Source organism: Serratia sp. SM04, from assembly GCF_040280225.1.
Classification (GTDB): domain Bacteria; phylum Pseudomonadota; class Gammaproteobacteria; order Enterobacterales; family Enterobacteriaceae; genus Serratia; species Serratia sarumanii.
Window position 1 is genome coordinate 255330 of record NZ_JBEOQT010000005.1, and the last position, 24984, is coordinate 280313.

General features: G+C 57.6%; 22 protein-coding genes. 4 read left to right on the plus strand and 18 right to left on the minus strand.

Translation table 11 applies throughout. The annotated features are described in order from the left end of the window. Positions 1–23: 23 nt before the first annotated feature. The 16 genes from pstS to asnC all read right to left on the minus strand — a co-directional run bounded on the left by pstS (position 24) and on the right by asnC (position 16596). On the minus strand, positions 24–1064 hold the full coding sequence (pstS, locus tag ABTW55_RS10430) for a phosphate ABC transporter substrate-binding protein PstS (protein WP_033636519.1): 1041 nt from the start codon (positions 1062–1064) through the stop codon (positions 24–26). Positions 1065–1399: 335 nt separating this feature from the next. Then, the gene (gene glmS, locus ABTW55_RS10435) at positions 1400–3229 is read right to left on the minus strand and encodes a glutamine--fructose-6-phosphate transaminase (isomerizing) (RefSeq protein ID WP_033636518.1); all 1830 of its coding nucleotides are present in this window, start codon (positions 3227–3229) and stop codon (positions 1400–1402) included. A 149-nt stretch (positions 3230–3378) separates the two neighbouring features. Then, positions 3379–4752 carry a bifunctional UDP-N-acetylglucosamine diphosphorylase/glucosamine-1-phosphate N-acetyltransferase GlmU gene (glmU, locus tag ABTW55_RS10440; protein WP_060423527.1) on the minus strand — a complete coding sequence of 458 codons (1374 nt, stop codon included), beginning with the start codon at positions 4750–4752 and terminating at the stop codon, positions 3379–3381. A 290-nt stretch (positions 4753–5042) separates the two neighbouring features. Beyond that, positions 5043–5462 carry a F0F1 ATP synthase subunit epsilon gene (locus ABTW55_RS10445; protein ID WP_004933814.1) on the minus strand — a complete coding sequence of 140 codons (420 nt, stop codon included), beginning with the start codon at positions 5460–5462 and terminating at the stop codon, positions 5043–5045. 20 nt (positions 5463–5482) lie between these two features. After that, positions 5483–6865 (minus strand): F0F1 ATP synthase subunit beta, encoded by a 1383-nt coding sequence (gene atpD, locus ABTW55_RS10450; RefSeq protein WP_004933813.1) that lies wholly within the window; start codon positions 6863–6865, stop codon positions 5483–5485. 32 nt (positions 6866–6897) lie between these two features. Next, positions 6898–7761: a F0F1 ATP synthase subunit gamma gene (gene atpG, locus ABTW55_RS10455; RefSeq protein WP_004933811.1), complete on the minus strand. Its 864-nt coding sequence runs from the start codon at positions 7759–7761 to the stop codon at positions 6898–6900. A gap of 59 nt (positions 7762–7820) precedes the next feature. After that, a complete protein-coding gene (gene atpA / locus ABTW55_RS10460; protein WP_033636516.1) occupies positions 7821–9362 on the minus strand; it encodes a F0F1 ATP synthase subunit alpha in 1542 nt (513 codons plus the stop codon). A 12-nt stretch (positions 9363–9374) separates the two neighbouring features. Beyond that, on the minus strand, positions 9375–9908 hold the full coding sequence (gene atpH / locus ABTW55_RS10465; RefSeq protein ID WP_033636515.1) for a F0F1 ATP synthase subunit delta: 534 nt from the start codon (positions 9906–9908) through the stop codon (positions 9375–9377). A 14-nt stretch (positions 9909–9922) separates the two neighbouring features. Next, a complete protein-coding gene (gene atpF / locus ABTW55_RS10470) occupies positions 9923–10393 on the minus strand; it encodes a F0F1 ATP synthase subunit B (protein WP_004933804.1) in 471 nt (156 codons plus the stop codon). Positions 10394–10450: 57 nt separating this feature from the next. Continuing rightward, the gene (gene atpE / locus ABTW55_RS10475) at positions 10451–10690 is read right to left on the minus strand and encodes a F0F1 ATP synthase subunit C (RefSeq protein WP_004093904.1); all 240 of its coding nucleotides are present in this window, start codon (positions 10688–10690) and stop codon (positions 10451–10453) included. Between the two features lie 49 nt (positions 10691–10739). Continuing rightward, entirely contained in the window at positions 10740–11519 is a 780-nt protein-coding gene (gene atpB, locus ABTW55_RS10480; RefSeq protein WP_025160299.1) for a F0F1 ATP synthase subunit A, read from the minus strand. Positions 11520–11541: 22 nt separating this feature from the next. Next, entirely contained in the window at positions 11542–11925 is a 384-nt protein-coding gene (gene atpI, locus ABTW55_RS10485) for a F0F1 ATP synthase subunit I (RefSeq protein WP_004933796.1), read from the minus strand. Positions 11926–12564: 639 nt separating this feature from the next. Further along, entirely contained in the window at positions 12565–13185 is a 621-nt protein-coding gene (rsmG, locus tag ABTW55_RS10490; protein WP_047729585.1) for a 16S rRNA (guanine(527)-N(7))-methyltransferase RsmG, read from the minus strand. Positions 13186–13323: 138 nt separating this feature from the next. Beyond that, positions 13324–15213: a tRNA uridine-5-carboxymethylaminomethyl(34) synthesis enzyme MnmG gene (gene mnmG, locus ABTW55_RS10495; RefSeq protein WP_060423530.1), complete on the minus strand. Its 1890-nt coding sequence runs from the start codon at positions 15211–15213 to the stop codon at positions 13324–13326. Positions 15214–15593: 380 nt separating this feature from the next. Then, a complete protein-coding gene (gene mioC / locus ABTW55_RS10500; RefSeq protein WP_033649568.1) occupies positions 15594–16034 on the minus strand; it encodes an FMN-binding protein MioC in 441 nt (146 codons plus the stop codon). Positions 16035–16134: 100 nt separating this feature from the next. Continuing rightward, positions 16135–16596, minus strand: coding sequence for a transcriptional regulator AsnC (gene asnC, locus ABTW55_RS10505; protein WP_004933786.1), 462 nt, complete (start codon positions 16594–16596; stop codon positions 16135–16137). A gap of 155 nt (positions 16597–16751) precedes the next feature. Here asnC and asnA point away from each other — a divergent pair, with 155 nt between their 5' ends. Next, positions 16752–17744 carry an aspartate--ammonia ligase gene (asnA, locus tag ABTW55_RS10510; protein ID WP_033636511.1) on the plus strand — a complete coding sequence of 331 codons (993 nt, stop codon included), beginning with the start codon at positions 16752–16754 and terminating at the stop codon, positions 17742–17744. Positions 17745–17750: 6 nt separating this feature from the next. On the opposite strand, the gene viaA is transcribed toward asnA, so the two are convergent. Then, positions 17751–19214 (minus strand): ATPase RavA stimulator ViaA, encoded by a 1464-nt coding sequence (gene viaA / locus ABTW55_RS10515; protein WP_033649569.1) that lies wholly within the window; start codon positions 19212–19214, stop codon positions 17751–17753. Positions 19215–19216: 2 nt separating this feature from the next. Beyond that, a complete protein-coding gene (ravA, locus tag ABTW55_RS10520) occupies positions 19217–20725 on the minus strand; it encodes an ATPase RavA (protein ID WP_086556989.1) in 1509 nt (502 codons plus the stop codon). A gap of 283 nt (positions 20726–21008) precedes the next feature. Here ravA and kup point away from each other — a divergent pair, with 283 nt between their 5' ends. From kup to rbsA, 3 genes are all read left to right on the plus strand, one after another. Next, the gene (gene kup, locus ABTW55_RS10525) at positions 21009–22877 is read left to right on the plus strand and encodes a low affinity potassium transporter Kup (protein WP_033636508.1); all 1869 of its coding nucleotides are present in this window, start codon (positions 21009–21011) and stop codon (positions 22875–22877) included. Positions 22878–23047: 170 nt separating this feature from the next. Beyond that, the gene (gene rbsD / locus ABTW55_RS10530; RefSeq protein WP_033649571.1) at positions 23048–23467 is read left to right on the plus strand and encodes a D-ribose pyranase; all 420 of its coding nucleotides are present in this window, start codon (positions 23048–23050) and stop codon (positions 23465–23467) included. A gap of 7 nt (positions 23468–23474) precedes the next feature. After that, complete coding sequence (gene rbsA, locus ABTW55_RS10535; protein WP_033636505.1) at positions 23475–24980, plus strand: ribose ABC transporter ATP-binding protein RbsA; 1506 nt, start codon at positions 23475–23477, stop codon at positions 24978–24980. The last annotated feature ends 4 nt before the right edge of the window (positions 24981–24984 follow it).

Below are 24984 nucleotides of genomic sequence, written 5' to 3' on the forward strand. Positions count from 1 at the left end.
GGCGAACCCGCGCCCCTGCGTTGTTAGTACAGCGCTTTGCCTGAACTGTCTTTTACGTTGGTTTTCCAGGCCGCGCGCACCTGCTCAACCACTTCTGCCGGCAGGGTGGCGTAATCCAGCTCGTTAGCCTGCTTGGCACCGGTTTTGTAAGCCCAGTCGAAGAACTTCAGCACTTCGGCGCCCTGAGCAGGGTTTTTCTGCTCTTTGTGCACCAGGATGAAGGTGGTGGATGTAATCGGCCACACGTTGTCGCCTTTCTGGTCAGTCAGATCCTGAGCGAAGGTCTTGCTCCAATCCACGCCTTTGGCCGCGTTGCTGAAGCTCTCCTCAGTCGGGCTGACCGGTTTACCGTCGGCGGATACCAGCTTGGTGTAAGCCAGGTTGTTCTGCTTGGCGTAAGCGTATTCTACGTAGCCGATAGAGCCAGGCAGACGCTGAACGAAGGCGGCGATGCCGTCGTTGCCTTTACCGCCCAGACCGGTCGGCCAGTTAACGGTAGAACCGGCGCCGATCTTCTCTTTCCACTGCGCATTGGCCTTGGACAGGTAGCTGGTGAACACGAACGAGGTGCCGGAACCGTCGGCGCGGCGCACCACGGCGATGTTCTGGTCAGGCAGTTTCACGCCTGGGTTCAGCTTGGTGATTGCCGGGTCGTTCCACTTTTTGACGTTGCCCAGGTAGATATCGCCCAGGGTTTTGCCGTCCAGCGTCAATTCGCCGGATTTGATGCCCGGGATATTCACGGCCAGCACCACGCCGCCGATCACGGTCGGGAACTGGAACAGGCCGTCGGCCGCCAGTTTGTCGTCAGACAGCGGGGCGTCGGAAGCGCCAAAGTCAACGGTGTTGGCCACGATTTGCTTCACGCCGCCAGAGGAGCCAATGCCCTGATAGTTAACTTTGTTGCCGGTTTCTTTCTGATAAGAATCTGCCCACTTGGCGTAAACCGGAGCGGGGAATGTCGCACCTGCACCGGTCAGGCTGGCAGCAGCGAACGCGGACACGGTGGTCAGGGAGAAGGTCGCTGCCACAATACTGGCGACGGTGGTACGCATCAGTTTCATAATCCCTCCTAATGGGATATTTAAAATCGACTTCGAGTCGTTTTAATCAGAGTAAGTATTGCTGCAGGAGGGAAAATAGGACAGTTTGGTGACAGAAAAATGTACGCAATATGACAGTTATATTACAGCACGCCAGAGAGGCGTTTGTTTCTTTAAAAATCAATTAATTAGTCAAAAAAAAGCGCAATTGACGTGCAATAAAAAAACGGTTTGGCGCGGCCTATCCGCTTGAATATGACAATGTTTATCGCCGAATCGGTCGCGCTGTCATCTTTAAGGCCGCTCATGAAAAAAGCCGGCGCAAAGGCCGGCTTTTGCAGTTTACCTGCGGCAGATTACTCTACGGTGACAGACTTCGCCAGGTTGCGCGGCTGGTCAACGTCGGTGCCTTTGATCAGCGCCACGTGGTAAGACAGCAGCTGCAACGGCACGGTGTAGAAGATCGGCGCCACGATTTCCTCGACGTGCGGCAGAGGAATGATGGTCATGCCTTCGCTGCTGACGAAGCCGGCGTCCTGATCGGCGAACACGTACAGCTGGCCGCCGCGCGCGCGCACTTCTTCAATGTTGGACTTCAGCTTTTCCAGCAGTTCGTTGTTCGGCGCCACCACGATCACCGGCATATCGGCGTCGATCAGCGCCAGCGGGCCGTGTTTCAGCTCACCCGCCGCATAGGCTTCGGCGTGAATATAGGAGATCTCTTTCAGCTTCAGCGCCCCTTCCATGGCGATTGGATACTGATCGCCGCGGCCGAGGAACAGCGCATGGTGCTTGTCGGAGAACCCTTCCGCCAGCGCTTCGATCTCTTTATCCATCGACAGCATCTGCTCGATACGCGCCGGCAGCGCCTGCAGGCCATGCACGATCTCTTGCTCCACGCTTTCCGCCATGCCTTTCAGGCGGCCCAGACGCGCCACCAGCATCAACAGCACGGTGAGCTGCGTGGTGAAAGCCTTGGTCGAGGCCACGCCGATTTCCGTGCCCGCTTTGGTCATCAACGCCAGATCCGATTCGCGCACCAGCGAAGAGCCGGCCACGTTACAAACGGCCAGCGAACCGAGATAACCCAGCTCTTTGGACAGACGCAGCGCCGCTAACGTATCGGCGGTTTCGCCGGACTGCGACAGGGTGATGATCAGGCTGCCCGGACGCACCGCCGATTTGCGGTAACGGAATTCGGACGCGATCTCGACGTCGCACGGCACGCCGGCCAGCGCTTCGAACCAGTAGCGCGCCACCATACCGGAGTGGTAAGAAGTCCCGCAGGCGATGATCTGCACGTGCTGCACCTTGGCCAGCAGCTCGTCGGCGCGCGGGCCCAGCTCGCTCAGGTTGATTTGGCCATGACTGAAACGCCCTTCCAGGGTGTTTTTCAGCGCCAGCGGCTGTTCGTAGATCTCTTTTTGCATGTAGTGACGGTAAGCGCCCTTGTCGCCGGCGTCATACTGCACCTGGGATTCGATTTCAGGGCGCTCGATGGCGTTGCCCTGCTTGTCGAAGATGTTGACGGTGCGGCGAGTCACTTCCACCACGTCGCCTTCTTCCAGGAAGATGAAGCGGCGGGTGACCGGCAGCAGCGCCAGCTGATCGGAAGCAATAAAGTTTTCCCCGACGCCGCGGCCGATAACCAGCGGGCTGCCGGAGCGCGCCGCGACCAATACGCTCGGATCGCGGCTGTCCATCACCACGGTGCCGTAAGCGCCGCGCAGCTGTGGGATCACGCGCTGAACCACTTCCAGCAACGTGCCGCCCTGTTGTTGTTCCCAGTGCACCAGGTGCGCGATCACTTCGGTGTCGGTTTCGGAGCTGAAGCGGTAACCGCGTTCGATCAGCAGTTCGCGCAGCGGTTCGTGGTTTTCGATGATGCCGTTATGCACCACGGTAATGTAGTCGGAAACATGCGGGTGCGCGTTCGCTTCGGTCGGTTCACCGTGCGTTGCCCAGCGGGTGTGAGCGATGCCGGTACCGCCGCGCAGATCGGTCTGCTCCGCCGCTTCGGCCAGTTTTTGCACCTTGCCTACGCGACGCAGGCGACTGACGTTGCCTTTTTCGTCGACCACCGCCAGACCGGCGGAGTCGTAACCGCGGTACTCGAGACGGCGTAAACCTTCCAACAGGATTTCTGCGATATCACGTTGCGCTACTGCGCCTACAATTCCACACATCAGTTGTATTCCTAATGAACGCCCTTCATGGGCGCTTTCGATGTCTTGACCTGATTTTTGCCGGTTTTACCGTGCGTCCCCGAGCCTGTAGATGGTGGGGGTTATTATGTTTTGTATTGGGCTCTGAACGGAGCCCAACGCAAAACACACTATGACTTCTTCTTCACCGGACGTTGCCAGCCCTGAATGTGCACCTGCTTGACGCGGCTCAGCACCAGTTCGTTCTCGGCGATATCGCGCGTCACCGTGGTGCCGGCGGCGATGGTGGAGCCTTTGCCGACCGACACCGGCGCCACCAGCTGAGTATCGGAACCGACGAACACGCCGTCGCCGATCAGCGTCTTGTGCTTGTTGGCGCCATCGTAGTTGCAGGTGATGGTGCCGGCGCCGATATTCACGTCATCGCCGATTTCGGCATCGCCCAGGTAGCTGAGGTGACCGGCCTTGGAGCCTTTGCCCAAACGCGCCTTTTTCATTTCCACGAAGTTGCCGACGTGGGCCCCTGCCGCCAGCTCCGCGCCAGGGCGCAGGCGGGCGAACGGCCCCACGGTGCAGTCGGCTTCCAGCACGCTGTCTTCCAGCACGCTGTAAGGGCTGATCTCGCAGTCATCGCCGATCACACAGTTTTTCAGCACGCAGCCGGCGCCGATTTTCACCCGGTCGCCCAGCTTGACGTGACCTTCGATAATCACATTCGCATCAATAGTGATGTCGCGGCCGTGAACAAGTTCCCCGCGCAGGTCAAAACGCGCCGGATCCAGCAGCATCACGCCGGCCAACAGCAGCTTTTCAGACTGTTCCGACTGGAAGACGCGCTCCAGGGTCGCCAGCTGCAGGCGGTTGTTCACGCCTTCCACTTCACTCAGGCGCGACGGGTGCACGGTTTCGATTTTCTTGCCGTCGGCATGGGCCAACGCAATGATATCGGTAATGTAAAACTCGCCCTGTGCGTTGTCGTTATTCAACATCCCCAGCCAGCGCTTCAGATCGCGCCCGTTCGCCACCAGGATGCCGGTATTGATCTCGTTGATCTGGCGCTGCGCCTCGCTGGCATCCTTGTGTTCGACGATGCCCACCACGTTGCCCTGCTCGCGCACGATGCGGCCGTAGCCGCTCGGATCGTCCAGCTTGACCGTCAGCAGACCGATACCGCCCTGCGGTTTGGCCGCCAGCAGGCGTTGCAGCGTATTCACGGAGATCAACGGCACGTCGCCGTACAGCATCAGCACGTCTTCATCGTCGGCAAAGTGCGGCGCGGCCTGCTGCATTGCATGGCCGGTACCCAATTGCTCGGCCTGCAGCACCCAGTTCAGCGCGCCGTCAGTCAACGTGCTTTTCAGCAGATCGCCGCCGTGGCCGTATACCAGGTGAACATGTTGCGCGCCCAGTTTCATCGCGGCATCAATGACGTGTTGCACCATCGGCTTACCGGCCAACGGATGTAAAACCTTGGGAAGATCGGAATACATGCGTGTTCCCTTGCCCGCGGCGAGGATAACCACGCTCATTGCGCTGTTCGACATAAGCAACCTGATAACTCCATTTTGATAGACGAAAGTAAAACCGTTTAGCGACAATATTACTACATATTTCTCATCACGAACCCGGCGCAGGCCGCGTGGGCCTTGGCCTGCCGCTATCGTGGCCAATTCGGCGCCGGGACGAAAAAACTGTCGGCGATCGGCGACGTTTATTTCCCGATATCAGGGGTTATACACCACACCGCCCGCCGGGCTGAAATGCTTATTTTAAAGTAAAAAAAAAGCGACCCTATAGGCCGCTTTCTTAAAGTTGGGTGCTTTGCACCCAAACATTACATCGCTTTTCTGGTGAGCTCGATAACGCGCAGTTTCGCGATCGCTTTCGCCAGTTCAGCGGATGCCTGAGCATAGTCGACATCGCCATGAGAGCTGCGAATGTGTTCTTCAGCTTTACGCTTAGCTTCCAACGCTCTCGCTTCGTCGAGGTCAGTACCACGGATAGCAGTGTCCGCCAGCACGGTAACCACGCTCGGCTGCACCTCGAGGATGCCGCCGGACAGGTAGATGAACTCTTCTTCACCGTGCTGCTTAACAATACGCACCATGCCAGGCTTGATGGCAGTCAGCAGCGGCGCATGGCCAGGGAAGATCCCCAGTTCACCTTCGCTGCCTGTCACCTGGATCTTCTGCACCAGGCCGGAAAACATCTGTTTTTCCGCGCTGACTACATCCAGATGGTAAGTCATAGCCATATCACCCTCCTCTCAAGGCGTTACAGTTTCTTGGCTTTTTCCACTGCTTCTTCAATGGTGCCAACCATGTAGAACGCCTGCTCCGGCAGGTGGTCATAGTCGCCGTCCATAATGCCTTTGAAACCACGGATGGTGTCTTTCAGCGATACGAACTTGCCCGGAGAACCGGTGAAGACTTCTGCCACGAAGAACGGCTGAGACAGGAAGCGTTGGATCTTACGCGCACGGGATACGACCAGTTTGTCTTCTTCAGACAGCTCGTCCATACCCAAGATCGCGATGATATCTTTCAGTTCCTGGTAGCGTTGCAGAATGGACTGCACGCCACGCGCTACGTCGTAGTGCTCCTGGCCAACAACCAGCGGATCCAGCTGACGGCTGGTGGAATCCAGCGGGTCAACGGCCGGGTAGATACCCAGAGAAGCGATGTTACGGCTCAGTACCACGGTTGCGTCCAAGTGCGCAAAGGTGGTGGCTGGTGACGGGTCAGTCAAGTCATCCGCAGGAACGTAAACGGCCTGTACGGAAGTGATGGAACCGGTCTTGGTCGAGGTGATACGTTCTTGCAGAACGCCCATCTCTTCCGCCAGCGTTGGCTGATAACCTACCGCGGATGGCATACGGCCCAGAAGTGCGGACACTTCGGTACCGGCCAGGGTGTAACGGTAGATGTTGTCAACGAACAGCAGAACGTCACGGCCTTCGTCACGGAATTTCTCCGCCATGGTCAGGCCGGTCAGCGCAACGCGCAGACGGTTACCTGGTGGCTCGTTCATCTGGCCGTAAACCAGGGATACTTTGTCCAGAACGTTGGAGTCGGTCATTTCGTGGTAGAAGTCGTTACCCTCACGAGTACGCTCGCCCACGCCCGCAAACACGGAATAACCGGAGTGCTCGATCGCGATGTTACGGATCAGCTCCATCATGTTTACGGTTTTACCCACGCCCGCACCACCGAACAGACCGACTTTACCGCCCTTGGCGAACGGACAAATCAGGTCCATTACCTTGATACCGGTTTCCAGCAGTTCCTGGGAGCTGGACAGCTCTTCGTAGCTTGGCGCCGCGCGGTGAATCGCCCAACGCTCTTCTTCGCCGATGTCGCCTTTCATGTCGATCGGTTGACCCAATACGTTCATGATACGGCCCAGGGTAGCTTTACCCACCGGCACTTCAATCGGGTGGTCCAGGTTGTTCACTTTCAGACCGCGACGCAGACCATCGGAGGTCCCCATTGCGATACAGCGAACCACGCCACCGCCCAGCTGTTGCTGAACTTCCAACACCAGTTTTTCGGTGCCGTTTTCTACCTCAAGGGCGTCGTACACTTTCGGTACGGCATCCTGAGGGAACTCGACGTCCACCACGGCGCCGATTACCTGGATAATCTTTCCAGTAGCCATCTTGAATCCTCTACGTAATTCGTAAACCTAGCTTAAACCGCGGAGGCTCCCGAAACGATCTCGGTGAGTTCCTGAGTGATGCTGGCCTGACGCGCCTTGTTGTATACCAACTGCAGCTCTTTGATCAGGCTACCGCCGTTATCGGTTGCGGCTTTCATCGCGACCATTCGTGCGGCCTGCTCGCTGGCCAGGTTTTCCACGACGCCCTGATAAACCTGCGACTCCACATAGCGGCGCAGCAAGGTATCAAGCAGCACTTTTGGATCGGGTTCATACAGGTAATCCCAAGGCGTTTTCTTCAGCTCTTCGTCATCGGCTGGCGGTAACGGCAGCAGCTGAAGCACCTGCGGCTCTTGGGACATCGTATTAACAAATTTGTTGCTGACAATGTACAGCTTGTCCAAACGACCTTCGTCGTAGGCCTGCAGCATCACTTTCACCGGCCCGATCAGATCCGACAGGGAAGGTTTGTCCCCCATGCCGGTCACCTGGGCAACCACGTTGCCGCCCACGGAACCAAAGAAAGAGGCCGCTTTAGAGCCAATCAGCGCCAAATCGGTTTCGACGCCTTTTTCGGACCAGGCTTTCATCTCCGCCAGCAGCTTTTTGAACAGGTTGATGTTCAAGCCGCCGCAGAGACCACGGTCAGTAGACACCACCAGATACCCGACGCGCTTAACGTCACGCTCATCCAGGTACGGGTGCTTGTACTCCAGATTCCCTAACGCAAGGTGACCAATCACTTTGCGCATGGTCTCTGCATAAGGACGGCTGGCCGCCATGCGATCCTGCGATTTACGCATTTTGGAGGCGGCGACCATTTCCATCGCTTTAGTGATCTTTTGCGTGTTTTGCACGCTAGCGATCTTACTACGTATCTCTTTTGCGCCGGCCATCTCTGCTTCTCCTCAGTGCCAGACGGCCTGCTGTCTTTCAACAGCAGGACCGTTCGGCGTTACCAGGACTGGGTTTTCTTGAAGGTCTCGAGGATGTCTTTCAACTTGCCCTCGATCTCATCATTGAAGTTGCCAGTTTGGTTGATGTGGTTCAGCAGCTCGGCGTGCTCGCGGTCCGCATAGGCGACCAGCGCGGCTTCGAAGCTCACCACTTTGGCGACTTCGACGTCGTTCAGGTAACCGCGTTCTGCGGCAAACAGCACCAGAGACTGTTGTGCGACCGACATCGGCGCATACTGTTTCTGTTTCAGCAGCTCGGTCACTTTCTGACCGTGGCTCAGCTGTTTGCGGGTCGCGTCGTCCAGATCGGATGCGAACTGGGAGAACGCAGCCAGTTCACGATACTGCGCCAGCGCGGTACGGATACCGCCGGACAGTTTCTTCATGATCTTGGTCTGCGCGGCGCCACCAACACGGGATACGGAGATACCCGGGTTAACTGCCGGACGAATACCGGAGTTGAACAGGTTGGATTCCAGGAAGATCTGACCATCGGTAATCGAGATTACGTTGGTCGGAACGAACGCGGAAACGTCACCCGCCTGGGTTTCAATGATCGGCAGAGCGGTCAGTGAACCGGTTTGGCCTTTAACTTCACCTTTGGTGAAGGCTTCAACGTATTCGGCGTTAACGCGCGCTGCACGCTCCAGCAAGCGGGAGTGCAGGTAGAATACGTCGCCTGGGTAAGCTTCACGACCTGGCGGACGACGAAGCAGCAGGGAAATCTGGCGGTAAGCAACGGCCTGTTTGGACAGGTCATCGTACACGATCAGCGCATCTTCACCGCGGTCACGGAAGTATTCGCCCATTGCGCAACCGGCGTATGGCGCCAGGTATTGCAGTGCAGCGGATTCGGAAGCGGTCGCCACAACCACGATGGTGTTGGCCAGTGCGCCGTGCTCTTCCAGTTTGCGCACCACGTTAGCGATGGTGGACGCTTTCTGGCCGATAGCCACGTAAACGCATTTGATGCCGGAGTCGCGTTGGTTGATGATCGCATCGATCGCCAGCGCGGTTTTACCGGTCTGACGGTCACCGATCACCAGCTCACGCTGGCCACGGCCGATTGGAATCATGGCGTCAACGGATTTGTAGCCAGTCTGAACCGGCTGATCAACGGATTGACGCTCGATAACGCCTGGCGCGATAGCTTCTACCGGAGAGAAACCGTCGTTCTCAATCGGGCCTTTGCCGTCGATTGGCGCGCCCAGGGTGTTAACTACGCGGCCCAGCAGACCACGACCGACTGGAACTTCCAGGATACGGCCGGTGCATTTAACCTTCATGCCTTCGGCCAGATCCGCGTACGGACCCATAACCACGGCACCGACGGAGTCGCGCTCCAGGTTCAATGCGATTGCGTAACGGTTGCCAGGCAGCGCGATCATTTCGCCCTGCATAACGTCGGCCAGGCCGTGTACGCGGATGATCCCGTCGCTGACGGAAACGATAGTACCTTCATTGTGAGCTTCGCTCACTACATTGAACTGAGCAATGCGCTGCTTGATCAGTTCGCTGATTTCGGTGGAATTCAGTTGCATGCTCCAGTCCCCTTAAGACTGCAAGACGTCTGTCAGGCGTTCAAGACGACCGCGAACGCTGCCATCAATCACCATATCGCCGGCGCGAACAACGATGCCGGCCAGTACAGACTTGTCAATTTTGCAATTCAGCTTAACTTTGCGTGACAGACGTTTTTCCATCGCAGCGGCGATTTTCGCCTGCTGTTCGTCGCTCAGCGCGCTCGCAGAGAGCACTTCGACTTCGACGGTGGATTCCAGCGAGGCGCGCAGTTCGATGAACTGCTGCAGCACGGCAGGAAGAACCAGTAAACGTCCATTTTCGGCCATTACGCGGATAAAGTTCTGGCCATGTTCGTCGAGCCGATCGCCACAAACCGCGATGAACGTCCTGGACAGCGTTTCTGGCGCGACCGCGCCAGACAGCAGTTCAGAAATCTGTTCATTGCGAGTGACTTCAGCCGCAAACGCCAGCATTTCCTGCCAGCGCTCTACGCTTTGGTGCTCAACGGCAAAGTCAAAAGCTGCTTTGGCGTAGGGGCGAGCTACAGTGACAAATTCAGACATCAGCCCCTCCCTCCTTACAGTTCAGCGACCAGTTTATCAACGATGTCGCTGTTAGCAGCTTCATCCACGGAACGTTCGATGATCTTCTCGGCGCCGGCAATTGCCAGCATCGCGACTTGCTTACGCAACTCTTCACGAGCGCGCTTACGTTCGGCTTCGATCTCAGCCTGAGCCTGCGCCACGATTTTGTTACGTTCCTGCTCGGCTTCGGCTTTCGCTTCATCCATGATCTGAGCTTTGCGTTTGTTCGCTTGCTCGATGATCACCTGAGCTTCTGCTTTAGCAGTTTTCAGCTGGTCGGTCGCATTGGCTTGCGCTAAGTCCAGATCTTTTTTGGCACGCTCTGCAGAAGCGAGGCCGTCAGCGATTTCTTTCTGACGTTTCTCGATGGCAGCCATGATCGGCGGCCATACGTACTTCATGCAGAACCAGACAAACAGAACGAACGCGATGGCCTGGCCGAGGATTGTTGCGTTAAGATTCACAGCACAATGCCTCTTTAAAAGTTAATAGTTTGGTTACGTCGTAGAGGGTTGCTCTACTTACGCGACGGCGAACATCACGTACAGACCCAGACCTACAGCGATCATCGGGATGGCGTCGACCAGACCCATAACGATAAAGAACTGTGTACGCAGCAGAGGAATCAGGTCAGGCTGACGAGCAGCGCCTTCCAAGAATTTACCACCCAGGATGCCGATACCGATCGCAGCACCGATTGCCGCTAAACCCATCATCACAGCGGCAGCCATGTACAGCAGATCCATACTCAGGTTTTCCATGACAGTCTCCAGTTTGTTTCAGTTTAAAAGTGCAAGTGTTTTAAGAAAATCAGTGCTCTTCAGACGCCATCGACAGATAGACGATCGTCAGAACCATGAAAATAAAGGCTTGAAGCGTAATGATCAGGATGTGGAAGATAGCCCAAGGCAAGCTCAGGACCCACTGTGACCACCACGGCAACAGGCCGGCAATCAGGATGAAGATCAACTCACCCGCATACATGTTGCCGAACAGTCGCAGACCCAGTGAAACAGGTTTGGACAGCAGGCTGACACCTTCAAGAATCAGGTTGATAGGAATGAATACAGGGTGGTTGAACGGCTGCATGGTCAACTCTTTAACGAACCCGCCAACGCCTTTCATTTTGATGCTATAGAACAGAATCAGGATAAACACGCCCAGCGCCATAGACAGCGTGACGTTCACGTCGGCGGTAGGCACGACGCGCAGCGCAGGCAGACCGAGAACGTGGGTGCCGAGATAAGGCAGGAAGTCAACCGGGATGAGGTCCATCAGGTTCATCAGGAACACCCAGACGAACACGGTCAGTGCCAACGGCGCAATGACCTTGCTCTTGCCGTGGTACATGTCGCGCACGCTGCTGTCGACGAAACCGACCACCAGCTCCACGGCGGTTTGCAGTTTACCCGGCACGCCGCTGGTGGCGTTTTTGGCCACTTTGCGGAAGATCACCAGGAAGAGCGCCCCGAGGACGACGGAGAAAAACATCGAGTCGAGGTTAATCGACCAAAACCCAGTCCCGACCTGAAGCTGCGTCAGGTGGTGACCGATATACTCCTGTGGAGTCAAGACTTCTCCTGCAGACATGATGCCTCTTACCCTTATTTAGTTAAGTTCGGTAACTGTTAATCACGGCCGGTGCCACTATCTGCACCACTAACACCGCTAAATAGGTCAGGCCAAGCGGTATAAACTCCGCCTTGAACACCCCCAGCGCCACGATCAGCAAAACGATGGTGATCACGACCTTTAGCCCCTCGCCGATGGCGAACGACCAGGCAACCCTACCGGGCGCCGGCGTTTGCGCCTGATGGCGCAAGGCAAACAGCATAAACATTGCACTCGGCAACCAGGCGGCGAGACCGCCTGCCAGCGCCGAAGCGCTCCATTCCGGGCTTTTCAGCCAGAAAGCAACGCTGATCAGAACAAAAGTCATTAACTGCAAAAACAGCAGTTTGCGTGCGACTTTCCCGCTGTAAAGGGACACAGACATGACGTTTGTTCTCTCCGTACCCCAGAGGGGGTATGCTGAGTGACGTATACAACTGTTTTTGCTGTCCAGAGTCAAGCAGCAAAAAACGAGCAAATTATACGGGGCATACCAACGAATTCAATCGATAAGTAGCGAAAAGGTGAACAATTATTTAAATTTCCCTATTCCAGCCTATTTTCACAAGAAAACGGTCGGAATAATAGGGCGCATTTAATTGTCTGATTATTCCAGCGTTGCGTTTAGAAACGCGAAGCCGATCACAGTAATGTCCCTTCCTGATTTATAGCCGATGGTCAACCAAACCGTCTTTAGCAATTTGAGCGATCAAAAGATTATATAAATCAAAACATTATCAGTTAACTGTTCAAAAACAATCCGTATACCCGACGAAAACCTTTTATTGACAAGCCGCAGGGCAATATTCCAACAGCCAATTAACATTAGCAGCAAACGCCAGTCTTTCGCACATGATTGCTAACGTGACTATTTCCAAATGCAATTACTCTATTGTCGCTAATTAGCCGCGTTTTTTGTGTTAATAGAAAGTAAATTAACTAAAAAAAGCGACCAACTAATTAGCCTGCTTATCTTTCTGCCTGGTACTGCCTTTAATTCACGCTTGTTTGATCAAAAGCAAACTCAGTTTGCCTTAAGAATCACCAGATGGCGTTCGCCTTCCAGTTCAGGCACCTGCAGCCGCACGATGGATTCCAGGCTAACGCCCGCCGGCAGCTGCGTCAGCTCTTCATCCGGGCGCACGCCTTTCAACGCGTAAAAACGCCCCTGCCCTTTCGCCGGCAGGTGATGGCACCAAGACAACATATCCTGCAGCGAAGCGAACGCGCGGCTGATCACGCCGTCGAACGGTGGCTCGGCCGGAAACTCCTCAACGCGGCTCTGCACCGGCTCGATATTGTTCAGGCCCAGCTCATGTTGCACCTGACGCAGGAAACGCACGCGCTTGCCCAGGCTGTCGAGCAGCGTGAAATGCGCGTCCGGGCGCACGATCGCCAGCGGAATGCCCGGCAAGCCGGGGCCGGTGCCGACATCGATAAAACGCGAGCCCTGCAGATGCGGGTTGACCACGATGCTGTCGAGGATGTGGCGCACCAGCATTTGCTGCGGATCGCGCACCGACGTGAGGTTATAAGCCTTGTTCCACTTATCCAGCATGCCGACATAGCCCAGCAGCTGCTGTTTCTGCTGATCGGGCAGCTCAATGCCTGCTGCCGCGAGCAGCGAGTCTAATTTTTTTTGCACAACGGATCCTTTGGCAGGCGCTGAACGACCAGCGGATGGTTAGCTGGCGCAATGAGGCGCCTATGATAATTCAGGGCGCAAGTGATGTCAGCGGCCGTTTGGCTACGGGATGAGCAAACGGCCGCCTGGATGCGGGATTTATGCGCTGCGGCGCAGCAGTCCCTGCTTTTTCAGCCAGATCAGCAAAATCGAGATCGCCGCCGGCGTAATGCCGGAGATGCGCGAAGCCTGGCCGATGGAGTTCGGTTTGTGATCGTTCAGCTTGGCGATCACCTCGTTCGACAGCCCAGAAACCTGACGGTAGTCGAGATCCAACGGCAGCACGGTGTTCTCGTTGCGCTGTTGTTTTTCGATCTCTTCCTGCTGGCGAGCGATGTAGCCTTCGTATTTGACCTGGATCTCGACCTGTTCGGCGGCTTGTACGTCGTCCAGCGGCGGCGCGAAGGCCTCGGTGCCGGTCAACTGCGCGTAATCCATCTCCGGGCGGCGCAGCAGCTCTTCGCCGTTCGCTTCGCGCGACAGCGGCGCCTTCAGCAGCGCATTGACCTGTTCGACGTTCTCGGCGTGCGGGTGCATCCAGATGTCGCGCAGGCGCTGACGTTCGCGTTCGATTCGCTCCAGCTTCTCGCTGTAACGCGCCCAACGCACGTCGTCCACCAGGCCGAGTTCACGGCCTTTTTCCGTCAGGCGGAGATCGGCGTTGTCTTCGCGCAGCATCAGACGATACTCGGCGCGCGAGGTAAACATGCGGTACGGTTCTTTGGTGCCGAGGGTGCTGAGATCGTCCACCAGCACACCCAGGTAGGCCTGATCGCGACGTGGCGCCCAGCCTTCCTGTTCGTCAGCGAAGCGCCCGGCGTTCAGGCCGGCCAACAGGCCCTGCGCAGCGGCTTCTTCATACCCGGTGGTGCCGTTGATCTGGCCGGCGAAGAACAGCCCCTGAATGAATTTGCTTTCCAGCGTCGGCTTCAGATCGCGCGGATCGAAGAAATCGTACTCGATGGCATAACCAGGGCGAATAATACGCGCGTTCTGCATCCCTTCCATCGAACGGACGATCTGCATCTGCACGTCGAACGGCAGGCTGGTGGAAATGCCGTTAGGGTAAATTTCGTTGCTGGTCAGGCCTTCCGGTTCGAGGAAGATCTGGTGCGCGTTGCGATCGGCAAAGCGCATGACCTTGTCTTCGATCGACGGGCAGTAACGTGGGCCGATCCCTTCGATGATCCCGGCATACATCGGGCTGCGATCGAGGTTATTGCGGATCACGTCATGGGTTTTTTCATTGGTGTGGGTGATGTAGCACGCCATTTGTTCCGGGTGCTGGCTGGCATCGCCCAGGAACGAGAATACCGGCACCGGCGTATCGCCGTGTTGTGGCGCCAGTACGCTGAAATCGATAGTGCGGGCGTCGATGCGCGGCGGCGTACCGGTTTTCAAGCGGTTGACGCGCAGCGGCAGCTCACGCAAACGCTGCGACAGCGAGATCGAAGGAGGATCCCCGGCGCGGCCGCCGCTGTAATTCTCCAGGCCGATATGGATCTTGCCGTCCAGGAAGGTGCCGACGGTCAATACCACCGCTTTGGCGCGGAATTTCAGGCCCATTTGGGTGACGGCGCCCACTACGCGATCGTTTTCGACGATCAGATCCTCAACCGGCTGTTGGAAGATCATCAGGTTGGGCTGGTTCTCCAACGCGGTGCGGATCGCCAGGCGATACAGCACGCGATCCGCCTGCGCGCGAGTAGCGCGAACGGCAGGGCCTTTGCTGGCGTTTAGTATCCTAAACTGGATGCCGGCATGATCGATCGCCGTGGCCATCAGGCCGCCGAGTGCATCAATTTCCTTAACCAGATGCCCTTTACCAATACCGCCAATCGCCGGGTTACAGGACATCTGTCCCAGCGTATCGATATTGTGTGTCAATAATAAAGTCTGACGCCCCATGCGCGCCGCGGCCATGGCGGCCTCGGTACCTGCATGGCCACCACCGATGATGATGACGTCAAATTGATCTGGATAAAACATGGAACTGCACCTCGCCGTATTGCGAACGATCGTATTTGCCCTGGGGTGGGGGATTCTACTCAAGTTTAGACGATCGACCAAGCGGTCAGGATCGTCGGTAATTAAAAGAAGATCTTTTTTATTTAAAGATCTCTTTATTAGATCTCTTATTAGGATCGCGATCCTCTGTGGATAAGTAACTATTCACGAAGAAGATCAGCAGATTAAGGAGGATCGTTTGCTGTGAATGATCGGTGATCCCGACGCAGATAAGCTGGGATCTAAAAGGCTTGTTATACACAGGACAAAAAGCGACCTACGGTTGTTATTTGGATAACTACGGCTTTTACCCTGCTTTTAAGCTTAGTTATCCACAATCGTTCGCGCGATCTTTAGACAAATTAGAGTAAATTAATCCAGTTTTTTACCCATTCCTCGGCCGGATCCTCGGGAATTTCATGCTCGGTCACGTCGATCTCGAGACGATCGCCGATCCTTTTCGCGCCTCTGGCGATCAGCAGATCGTCGATCTGTTTGATCGCGCCGCAGAAGATGTCGTATTCCGAACTGCCCAAACCGACGGCACCGAACTGCACCTCGGAAAGATCTGGCTGTTGTTCGGCGATCTGCTCCAGCAGCGGCTGAAGGTTATCCGGCAGTTCGCCGGCGCCGTGCGTGGAAGAGACCACCAGCCAGCGGCCGGTCAACGGCAGTTCATCCAGTTCAGGGCCGTGCAGCATCTCGGTAGAGAAACCCGCGTCTTCCAGCTTTTCAGCCAAATGTTCAGCCACGTATTCGGCGCTGCCAAGCGTACTGCCACTGATCAGAGTAATGTCTGCCATGAACCAACGATCCCAACCTTCTCACTCAAAGTGGCTGCATTGTACGCTGTGAATCGGCTGGGATCTACCTGTGGATAATGTGGGTATGCAATTTGGCGGGTTACGGCACGATGGTGCGCATAATGGGGTTCTGCAGCGAGATCAGCGTTTCGGTAGACTGGATCTCGTCGATGGTCTGGATCTTGTTGATAAGTACCTGCTGCAGTGCGTCGATCGATCGGCACATCACCTTGATAAAGACGCTGTAGTGGCCGGTGGTGTAATAGGCTTCCACCACTTCCTCCAGGCTTTCCAGCTTTTTCAGCGCCGAAGGGTAGTCCTTGGCGCTCTTTAATATGATGCCGATAAAGCAGCACACATCGTAGCCCAGCTGTTTGGGGCTGACGTCGATGCGCGCGCCGGTGATGATCCCGGCCTGTTTCATCTTCTCTACCCGCACATGAATGGTGCCGGGGCTGACGGCAAAGTTTTTCGCCAGTTCGGCGTACGGCGTGCGCGCGTTGTCCATCAGAGCGTTGAGGATGCCGCGATCGAGATTATCGATCTGATAAATTTCCGCCATTTAATCCCCCATTAATTAACGATTGTTGAATTCTGTCCGGATAAAAATGAACGATTAAAAGTGAAAAGGCAATATTGATTAATGGATATTGAATTGACGTGTCGTTTTGTTGCTTAATCGTTGGCAACAGAGACAGGTTTACAAGAGATACGGCAATGAAAAAACAGTTTATCCAAAAACAACAACAAATCAGCCAGGTCAAATCCTTCTTCTCCCGCCAGCTGGAGCAACAGCTTGGCCTGATCGAAGTGCAGGCGCCGATCCTCAGCCGTCTGGGCGACGGCACGCAGGATAACCTCTCCGGCAGCGAGAAAGCGGTGCAGGTTAAGGTGAAAACCCTGCCGGACGCCACCTTCGAAGTGGTGCATTCATTGGCGAAATGGAAACGCAAAACCCTGGGCAGCTACGATTTCGGCGCCGGCGAAGGCCTGTACACCCATATGAAGGCGCTGCGCCCGGATGAAGATCGCCTGACGCCTATCCACTCGGTGTACGTCGATCAGTGGGATTGGGAGCGGGTGATGGGCGACGGTGAGCGCAGCCTGGACTACCTGAAAAGCACCGTGCGCAGCATTTACGCCGCCATCAAGGCGACGGAGGCGGAAGTCAGCCGCGAGCATGGTCTGACCCCGTTCCTGCCGGAACAGATCCACTTTGTGCACAGCGAAACCCTGCTGCAGCGTTACCCGGATCTGGACGCCAAAGGGCGCGAGCGGGCGATCGCCAAAGAGCTGGGCGCAGTGTTCCTGATCGGCATCGGCGGCAAGCTGTCGCACGGCAAATCGCACGATGTGCGGGCACCGGATTATGATGATTGGACCACCCCGGCGGCGGATGGCCTGGCGGGCCTGAACGGCGATATCGTGGTGTGGAACCCGGTGCTGCAGGACGCTTTCGAGCTGTCCTCTATGGGCATCCGCGTCGACGCCGCCGCGCTGAAACGTCAGCTGGCGCTGACCGGCGATGAAGAGCGCATGAAGCTGGAGTGGCACCAGTCGCTGCTGCGCGGCGATATGCCGCAGACTATCGGCGGCGGCATCGGTCAGTCGCGCTTGGTGATGTTGCTGCTGCAACTGTCGCATATCGGCCAGGTGCAGTGCGGCGTGTGGTCGCCGGAAGTGCGCGGGGCGGTCGAAGGCCTGCTCTGATCCCGCCTAGCGCCGCCAGCGGCGCATCAAACGGCTTTTCAGCCCGGTATCGAAGCGCCAGATATGATCGAAGATGCGCATGATGCCGGGTTTGCCGTAGGCGGACATCGCCACCGCATGGAAACGCTGCTGGTGGCTTTGCTGCTGCTGTTTCACCTTCTTTATTACCTCCTCCGGCAACCGCTGAGCGATAAAATCGGAAATGATCACCGCATCGGCGTCGAACCAGCCGCTCTCCGCCATTTTGGTGACGGTGGCGTTCAGGCAGGCCGCCAGATCGGTGCCGCCGCGAAACTGCTGGCCGAGAAAGCGCACCGCCTGTTCGATGCCGCTGGCGGCGGTGAGCTCGTAATGCACGATCTGGTTGGCGAACAGCATGATGTAGCAACGGCGGTTGTCCGCCAGCGCAATGCGCAGCAGCGCCAGGCAGAACGCCTTGGCGCACTGTTCGTTGAAGCCGCCCATCGATCCTGAGGTGTCCACGCAGACGATAAACGGCCCGCGCGGCTGTTGATCCTGCTGCTGGTGGGTGACCTGGCGGATCAGGATCTGCTCCTGCCAGACGTCGCCCTGCAGGCGGTAGCTCAGCAGTCGCTTTTCCAGCAGGCGGCGATAAAATTCGAACTCCAGCTCTTCAATGCCCAGCGTCGCCAGCTCCGGCGGCAGCAAGCGCAGGATGTCGTCGCTCTGATGAATGCCGCTCACTTCTTCCGGTAGCGTGGCCGGCACCTGCACCATCACCCTGAACGGCTCCGGCTGCGCGTCCTGTTGCTGCACCGCCTTGGCCTGATAGCTGCGGCCCAACTGCTGCGCCAGCTTTTTCAGCTCCGGCTGCTGCTGCAAAAAGTTGCCGTACTCCACCAGCCGCTGGTAATCGCCGCGCTGTAGCTGGCCTTTGCTCATGTCCCACAGCCTGCCGGCGGCGGTGTCGTTTTCCGACAGCAGCGGCTCCAGCGCGCCGCTCAGCGCCAGTCGCTCCTGTAGTTCCGCCATCAGTTGCTCGCGCTCCTGTTCCAGCAACTGGTGGTGCAGCATGGTGGCCTGCAGCGTCAGGCTGATGCGCCAGCGCTGCAGGAACAGGGTTTGGAAGCTGTCGTCCAGCGGATGATTGGGCAGATCGGCGGCGTCCACCAGCGCGCGCGCCTGTTCATAAAACGGCGAGACCAGCTGGCGCAGCAGCTCCATCGTGTCGTTGAGGTTGTGATAGAACTGGGTGTTGTTCTCCAGCTGGCACTGTTGGTAGCGGTAAAATTCCTGCGCCAGCGCCGGCGGCACCATGGCTTCCTGCAGACGCTCCTTGAGCTGCAGTTTCCAGCGTGGCAGATCGCGATCCAGCGCCCGGCGAAGGGCCGGAAACTTTTTAAAGAACACCGACAGCTGCGGCGCCGCCAGCATGCCGACGATCATCTCCTCGATCATTTCGCCTTCGGCGATCGCCAGCAGCAGATCGAGCGTCTCCAGACTGAGCATGGTTACTGGCCGCGCATTTGCTGCAGTTGCTGTTTAACCTGCTCCGCCACCTGCAGCAGACTGGCTTCGATCTTGGCCAGGCCGGCGGCGGGTGTGAACAGACAGGGCTGATGTTGGCTGAAGGCGCGGCGCTGCTCCGCCAGGCGTTGGGCCAACGCGTCCATTTCGTCCAGCAGCGCCTGCGGCGTGGCGGTGGCCTGTTTGCCTGGCAGCGCCAGCAGCGACGGCTGGCGGCTGACGTCCAGCACCGTCAGGTGCAGTTGGTCGTCGACCTCCAAATCGATCGGCTGCGCGAAGCCGATGCCGTTCAGCTTGGCGCGCACATCGCCGCCTTTTTGCAGCCAGTTGTCCAGCACGCTGCTTTCGATGCTCAGATGGTTGACCTGAATGTCATGCAGCTGCAGCGGCTTTTGCAGCAACAGGGTGAGGGTGCCGCCGGCGAACGGCGTGGCCGGTGCGTATTGCGGTTTACGGCTGAACATGCCGCCCTTTTTCACCAGGCTGATGGCCTGCCGGTCGCTTTGTTGCTGCTGATCCTGCAGCCAGCGGGTGTGGATTTGTTGCAGTTGGATCAGCATCGACTGTTGCTGGTAGGCCGATTCGGTCAGCAGCTGATCGATCTGCTGTTGCAGCAGCTTCAGCGAGGTGAGATCGTGCCACAGGCAGTCTTTCAGCAGCATCAGGTCGAGCGGGGCGATGGCGTCGCGCCCGCTGAAGAAGGCGCAGGCCTGCAGCAGGCGCAGGGCTTTTTTCCAGCGTCGGTCAGAGACGTACGGCGCCTGTTCCAGCGCGTCCAGCCGCTGGCGCAGCTGGAAAATCAGCTCAAAGCAGGCTTCCGGCAGCGCCACCTTATCGATCTGCGGCTGCCACTGCAGAAACTCTTCGTCGCTGACGCTCAGCGCCGCCGGCACCGGGTTTTGGCTTTCGCTCTGGCGGTTGACCAGCAGCGAGCGGAAATTCTGCTTATCCTGCACCTTATCCAGCCACAGGCGGATCAGCATGCGGTCATATAAGGCTTCGAGGCTGTTGTCCGCTTCGGGCAGTTCGTTGGAGGCGGTGACCAGCAGGCGCAGCGGGATCGGTTCTTCGCTGTTGCCGTTGCGAAAGCGCCGTTCGTTGATCGCCGTCAGCAGGGTGTTGAGGATCGCCGGGCCGGCCTTCCAGATCTCGTCCAGAAACACGATCTCCGCTTCCGGCAGGTAGCCGGCGGTCAGGCGCTGATAGCGCCCCTCATCTTTCAGCGCCTGAATGGAGAGCGGGCCGAAGACCTCTTCCGGCGTGGAAAAGCGCGTCATCAGGTATTCAAAGGAGCGGGCGTTGCGGAAGGCAAACTTCAGCCGGCGCGCGATCAGGCTCTTGGCGATGCCGGGCGGGCCGAGCAGGAATACGCTTTCGCCGCTCAGCGCCGCCAGCAGGCACAGGCGAATCGCTTCTTGCCGCTCATAAAGACCGCTCTCCAGCGCGCTGCTGAGGCGGGAAATTCGTTCTGCCAGAAGGGATGATGGCGTCATATAATTGTCGCATTGTCCGAGAGTTAGCCAATCTTGGTCGATAATCCGATGATAAACCACCATTATTTTTAGTGGTATAGCTTGTTGATTAGTAATATTTTTCTAAGTTGAGCCGGATATCCGGTTCACATTTTGTTTATTTTTCGGCTCTGATATAAGGGTAGGCAAGCCGTATAAATGGTGCATACTGTGCGGCTTTCTGGTGGGCGTGACGGATCTTTGAGCCCGTATTTTGCCTGATGCGGATGCATCGCTAACGGATGTTCTGATAAAGAAACGAATTATGAGCGCAGAGCATAAGCAGTCCTTATCGGCGGTAACCCTGGCGGCCATCGGCGTGGTCTACGGTGATATCGGCACCAGCCCTCTCTATACGTTGAGAGAGTGTTTCTCCGGCCATTACGGCTTCGATGTTCGTCCAGACGTGGTTTTCGGCTTCCTGTCGCTGATTTTCTGGATGCTGATCGTGATCGTTTCCCTCAAATATCTCACCTACGTGATGCGCGCGGACAACGCCGGCGAGGGCGGCATTCTGACGCTGATGTCGCTGGCCGGGCGCAACACTTCGGCGCGCACCACCGCGGTGCTGGTGATACTGGGCCTGATCGGCGGCAGCTTCTTCTATGGCGAGGTGGTGATCACCCCGGCTATCTCGGTGATGTCGGCGATAGAGGGGCTGGAAATCGCCGCGCCTGCGCTCGATGCCTATATCGTGCCGCTCTCCATTCTGGTGCTGACGCTGCTGTTCGTTATCCAAAAGCACGGCACCGGCAGCGTTGGCAAGCTGTTCGCCCCGGTGATGCTGCTGTGGTTCATCGTGTTGGCGGTGCTGGGCGCGCGCAGCATCATTTCGAACCCGGAAGTGCTGCAGGCGCTGAACCCCAAATGGGCGCTCAACTTCTTCATGGAATATAAGAAGGTGTCGTTCTTTGCGCTGGGGGCGGTGGTGCTGTCGATCACCGGCGTCGAGGCGCTGTATGCCGATATGGGGCACTTCGGCAAGTTCCCGATTCGCCTGGCCTGGTTCACCGTGGTGCTGCCTTCGCTGGTGCTCAACTACTTCGGCCAGGGCGCGCTGCTGCTGAAAAACCCTGAGGCGATCAAAAACCCGTTCTTCCTGCTGGCACCCGACTGGGCGCTGATCCCGCTGCTGATTCTGGCGACCCTGGCGACGGTTATCGCTTCGCAGGCGGTGATTTCCGGCGTCTTCTCGCTGACCCGCCAGGCGGTGCGCCTGGGCTATCTGTCGCCGATGCGCATTATTCACACCTCGGAAATGGAATCCGGCCAGATCTACATTCCGGTGATCAACTGGACGCTGTACATCTCGGTGGTGCTGGTGATTGTCGGTTTCGAACACTCCAGCAACCTGGCGGCGGCGTACGGCATCGCCGTCACCGGCACCATGGTGCTGACCAGCATTCTGGTCACCTCGGTGGCGATCAACAACTGGCACTGGAATCGCTTCCTGGCGCTCGGCATCGCTGCCATCTTGCTGATCATCGACGTGCCGATGTTCTCCGCCAATGCCCTGAAGCTGTTCTCCGGCGGCTGGTTGCCGCTGACCTTGGCGCTGGTGATGTTTATCATTATGACCACCTGGAAGAGCGAGCGCTTCCGCCTGCTGCGCCGCCTGCATGAACACGGCAACTCGCTGGAGGCGATGATCGCCTCGCTGGAGAAATCGCCACCGGTGCGGGTGCCGGGTACCGCGGTGTTCCTGTCGCGCGCCACTAACGTCATTCCTTTTGCGCTGCTGCACAACCTGAAGCACAACAAGGTGCTGCATGAGCGCGTGGTGCTGCTGACGCTGCGCACCGAGGATGCGCCTTACGTGCACAACGTGCGTCGGGTGACCATCGAACAGCTGTCGCCGACCTTCTGGCGGGTAGTGGCCAGCTACGGCTGGCGGGAAACGCCGAACGTCGAGGAGGTGTTCCACCGCTGCGGGCTGGAAGGGTTGCCGTGCCGCATGTCGGAGACCTCGTTCTTCATGTCCCATGAATCGCTGATCCTCACCAAGCGGCCGTGGTACCTCTACCTGCGCGGCAAGCTGTTCGTCGCCCTGAGCCGCAACGCGCTGCGCGCGCCGGATCAGTTTGAGATCCCGCCGAACCGGGTCATCGAGCTCGGCACGCAGGTCGAGATCTAACCCGCCTGACAGGGGCTCAGCATGGCTGAGCCCCTTTTGTTTGCGCATTGTCCGTGCGTGAACGAAACGTTTCGATAGCGATCACACTTCTGCATTGTCCCGGTTGCCTTCCCCTGCCGTTTTTTTAAACTCCCCCAGAGAGCGAAACGTTTCGCTAGCGGAGTGAGAAGATGAAAAAAGGCGTATTACTGAATTCCGACGTGTCTGCCGTGATTGCCCGGTTGGGGCATACCGACCAGCTCACCCTGTGCGACGCGGGCCTGCCGATACCGGCGGCGACGCAGCGCATCGATCTGGCGCTGACGCAGGGCGTGCCGACCTTCATGCAGGTGTTCGCGGCGGTCACGCAAGAGATGCAGGTAGAAAGCGCCATCCTGGCGGAAGAGATCGTGAAACAGAATCCGTCGCTCCACGAGGCACTGTTGGCTGAACTGACCGCACTGGGCCAACGCCAGGGCAATACCATCAGCGTGCGTTATATCAGCCATCAGGCGTTTAAAGCGCAAACCGAGCACAGCCGGGCGGTGATCCGCAGCGGGGAGTGTTCGCCTTACGCGAACCTGATCCTGTGCGCCGGCGTAACTTTCTGAGGCGTTTATGCAACCTTTACTGCAACTGAAAGGGATTGATAAAGCCTTTCCCGGCGTGAAGGCGCTTTCCGGCGCCGCCCTCAGCGTTTATCCCGGCAAGGTGATGGCGCTGGTGGGGGAAAACGGCGCCGGGAAGTCCACCATGATGAAAGTGCTGACCGGCATCTACCAGAAAGACGCCGGCAGTCAGTATTTTCTCGGTAACGAGGTGGCGTTCAACGGGCCTAAAGATTCGCAGGAAGCGGGCATCGGCATTATCCATCAGGAGCTGAACCTGATCCCGCAGCTGACGATTGCGGAAAACATCTTCCTCGGCCGCGAGTTCGTCAACCGTTTCGGCCGCATTGACTGGAAGCGTATGTACGCCGAGGCCGATCGCTTGCTGGCGCGCCTCAACCTGCGCTACAGCAGCCACCGGCTGGTGGGCGAGCTGTCGATCGGCGATCAGCAGATGGTGGAGATCGCCAAGGTGCTGAGCTTCGAATCGAAAGTGATCATCATGGACGAACCGACCGACGCGCTGACCGACACCGAAACCGCCTCGCTGTTCAAAGTGATCAACGAGCTGAAGGCCGAAGGGCGCGGCATCGTTTATATCTCGCACCGCCTGAAAGAGATTTTTGAAATCTGCGACGACGTGACCGTGTTCCGCGACGGGCAGTTTATCGCTGAGCGGCCGGTGAGCGAGCTGCAGGAAGATTCGCTGATTGAGATGATGGTCGGCCGCAAGCTGGAAGAGCAATACCCGCGCCTTGATTTGCCGCGCGGGGAAAAACGGTTGGAAGTCAGCCACCTTTCCGGCCCCGGCGTTGAGGACGTCAGTTTTACGCTGTATCGCGGCGAGATCCTCGGCGTGGCCGGGCTGATGGGCGCCGGGCGCACCGAACTGATGAAGATCCTGTACGGCGCCGCGCCGCGCAAGGCCGGCACCGTCAGCCTGGACGGCCGCGAGGTGGTCACCCATTCGCCGCAGGACGGGTTGGCGAACGGCATCGTCTATATCTCGGAAGACCGCAAGCGCGACGGCCTGGTGCTGGGCATGTCGGTGAAGGAAAACATGTCGCTGACCGCGCTGCGCTACTTCAGCCGCGCCGACGGCAGCCTGAAACAGGCCGACGAGCGGCAGGCGGTGGGGGATTTCATCCGGCTGTTCAATATCAAAACGCCGTCGATGGAACAGCCGATCGGTCTGCTTTCCGGCGGCAATCAGCAAAAAGTGGCGATCGCCCGCGGCCTGATGACTCGGCCGAAGGTGCTGATCCTCGATGAGCCGACGCGCGGCGTCGACGTCGGCGCCAAAAAAGAGATCTATCAGTTAATCAACCAGTTCAAGCAGGAAGGGCTGAGCATCATTCTGGTGTCTTCGGAGATGCCGGAGGTGATGGGCATGAGCGATCGCATTCTGGTGATGCACGAAGGGCATCTCAGCGGCGAGTTCCCGATTGAACAGGCCACCCAGGAAGCGTTGATGGCGGCAGCCGTCGGCAAGCAATACGGCGTAAAGCAGGAGTAATCAG

Excerpts from the sequence above, each read along its gene's own strand:
- pstS (WP_033636519.1), bottom strand. The coding sequence starts at position 1,064 with ATGAAACTGATGCGTACCACCGTCGCCAGTATTGTGGCAGCGACCTTC.
- glmS (WP_033636518.1), bottom strand. The coding sequence starts at position 3,229 with ATGTGTGGAATTGTAGGCGCAGTAGCGCAACGTGATATCGCAGAAATC.
- glmU (WP_060423527.1), bottom strand. The coding sequence starts at position 4,752 with ATGTCGAACAGCGCAATGAGCGTGGTTATCCTCGCCGCGGGCAAGGGA.
- ABTW55_RS10445 (WP_004933814.1), bottom strand. The coding sequence starts at position 5,462 with ATGGCTATGACTTACCATCTGGATGTAGTCAGCGCGGAAAAACAGATG.
- atpD (WP_004933813.1), bottom strand. The coding sequence starts at position 6,865 with ATGGCTACTGGAAAGATTATCCAGGTAATCGGCGCCGTGGTGGACGTC.
- atpG (WP_004933811.1), bottom strand. The coding sequence starts at position 7,761 with ATGGCCGGCGCAAAAGAGATACGTAGTAAGATCGCTAGCGTGCAAAAC.
- atpA (WP_033636516.1), bottom strand. The coding sequence starts at position 9,362 with ATGCAACTGAATTCCACCGAAATCAGCGAACTGATCAAGCAGCGCATT.
- atpH (WP_033636515.1), bottom strand. The coding sequence starts at position 9,908 with ATGTCTGAATTTGTCACTGTAGCTCGCCCCTACGCCAAAGCAGCTTTT.
- atpE (WP_004093904.1), bottom strand. The coding sequence starts at position 10,690 with ATGGAAAACCTGAGTATGGATCTGCTGTACATGGCTGCCGCTGTGATG.
- atpB (WP_025160299.1), bottom strand. The coding sequence starts at position 11,519 with ATGTCTGCAGGAGAAGTCTTGACTCCACAGGAGTATATCGGTCACCAC.
- atpI (WP_004933796.1), bottom strand. The coding sequence starts at position 11,925 with ATGTCTGTGTCCCTTTACAGCGGGAAAGTCGCACGCAAACTGCTGTTT.
- mnmG (WP_060423530.1), bottom strand. The coding sequence starts at position 15,213 with ATGTTTTATCCAGATCAATTTGACGTCATCATCATCGGTGGTGGCCAT.
- mioC (WP_033649568.1), bottom strand. The coding sequence starts at position 16,034 with ATGGCAGACATTACTCTGATCAGTGGCAGTACGCTTGGCAGCGCCGAA.
- asnC (WP_004933786.1), bottom strand. The coding sequence starts at position 16,596 with ATGGCGGAAATTTATCAGATCGATAATCTCGATCGCGGCATCCTCAAC.
- asnA (WP_033636511.1), top strand. The coding sequence starts at position 16,752 with ATGAAAAAACAGTTTATCCAAAAACAACAACAAATCAGCCAGGTCAAA.
- viaA (WP_033649569.1), bottom strand. The coding sequence starts at position 19,214 with ATGCTCAGTCTGGAGACGCTCGATCTGCTGCTGGCGATCGCCGAAGGC.
- ravA (WP_086556989.1), bottom strand. The coding sequence starts at position 20,725 with ATGACGCCATCATCCCTTCTGGCAGAACGAATTTCCCGCCTCAGCAGC.
- kup (WP_033636508.1), top strand. The coding sequence starts at position 21,009 with ATGAGCGCAGAGCATAAGCAGTCCTTATCGGCGGTAACCCTGGCGGCC.
- rbsD (WP_033649571.1), top strand. The coding sequence starts at position 23,048 with ATGAAAAAAGGCGTATTACTGAATTCCGACGTGTCTGCCGTGATTGCC.
- rbsA (WP_033636505.1), top strand. The coding sequence starts at position 23,475 with ATGCAACCTTTACTGCAACTGAAAGGGATTGATAAAGCCTTTCCCGGC.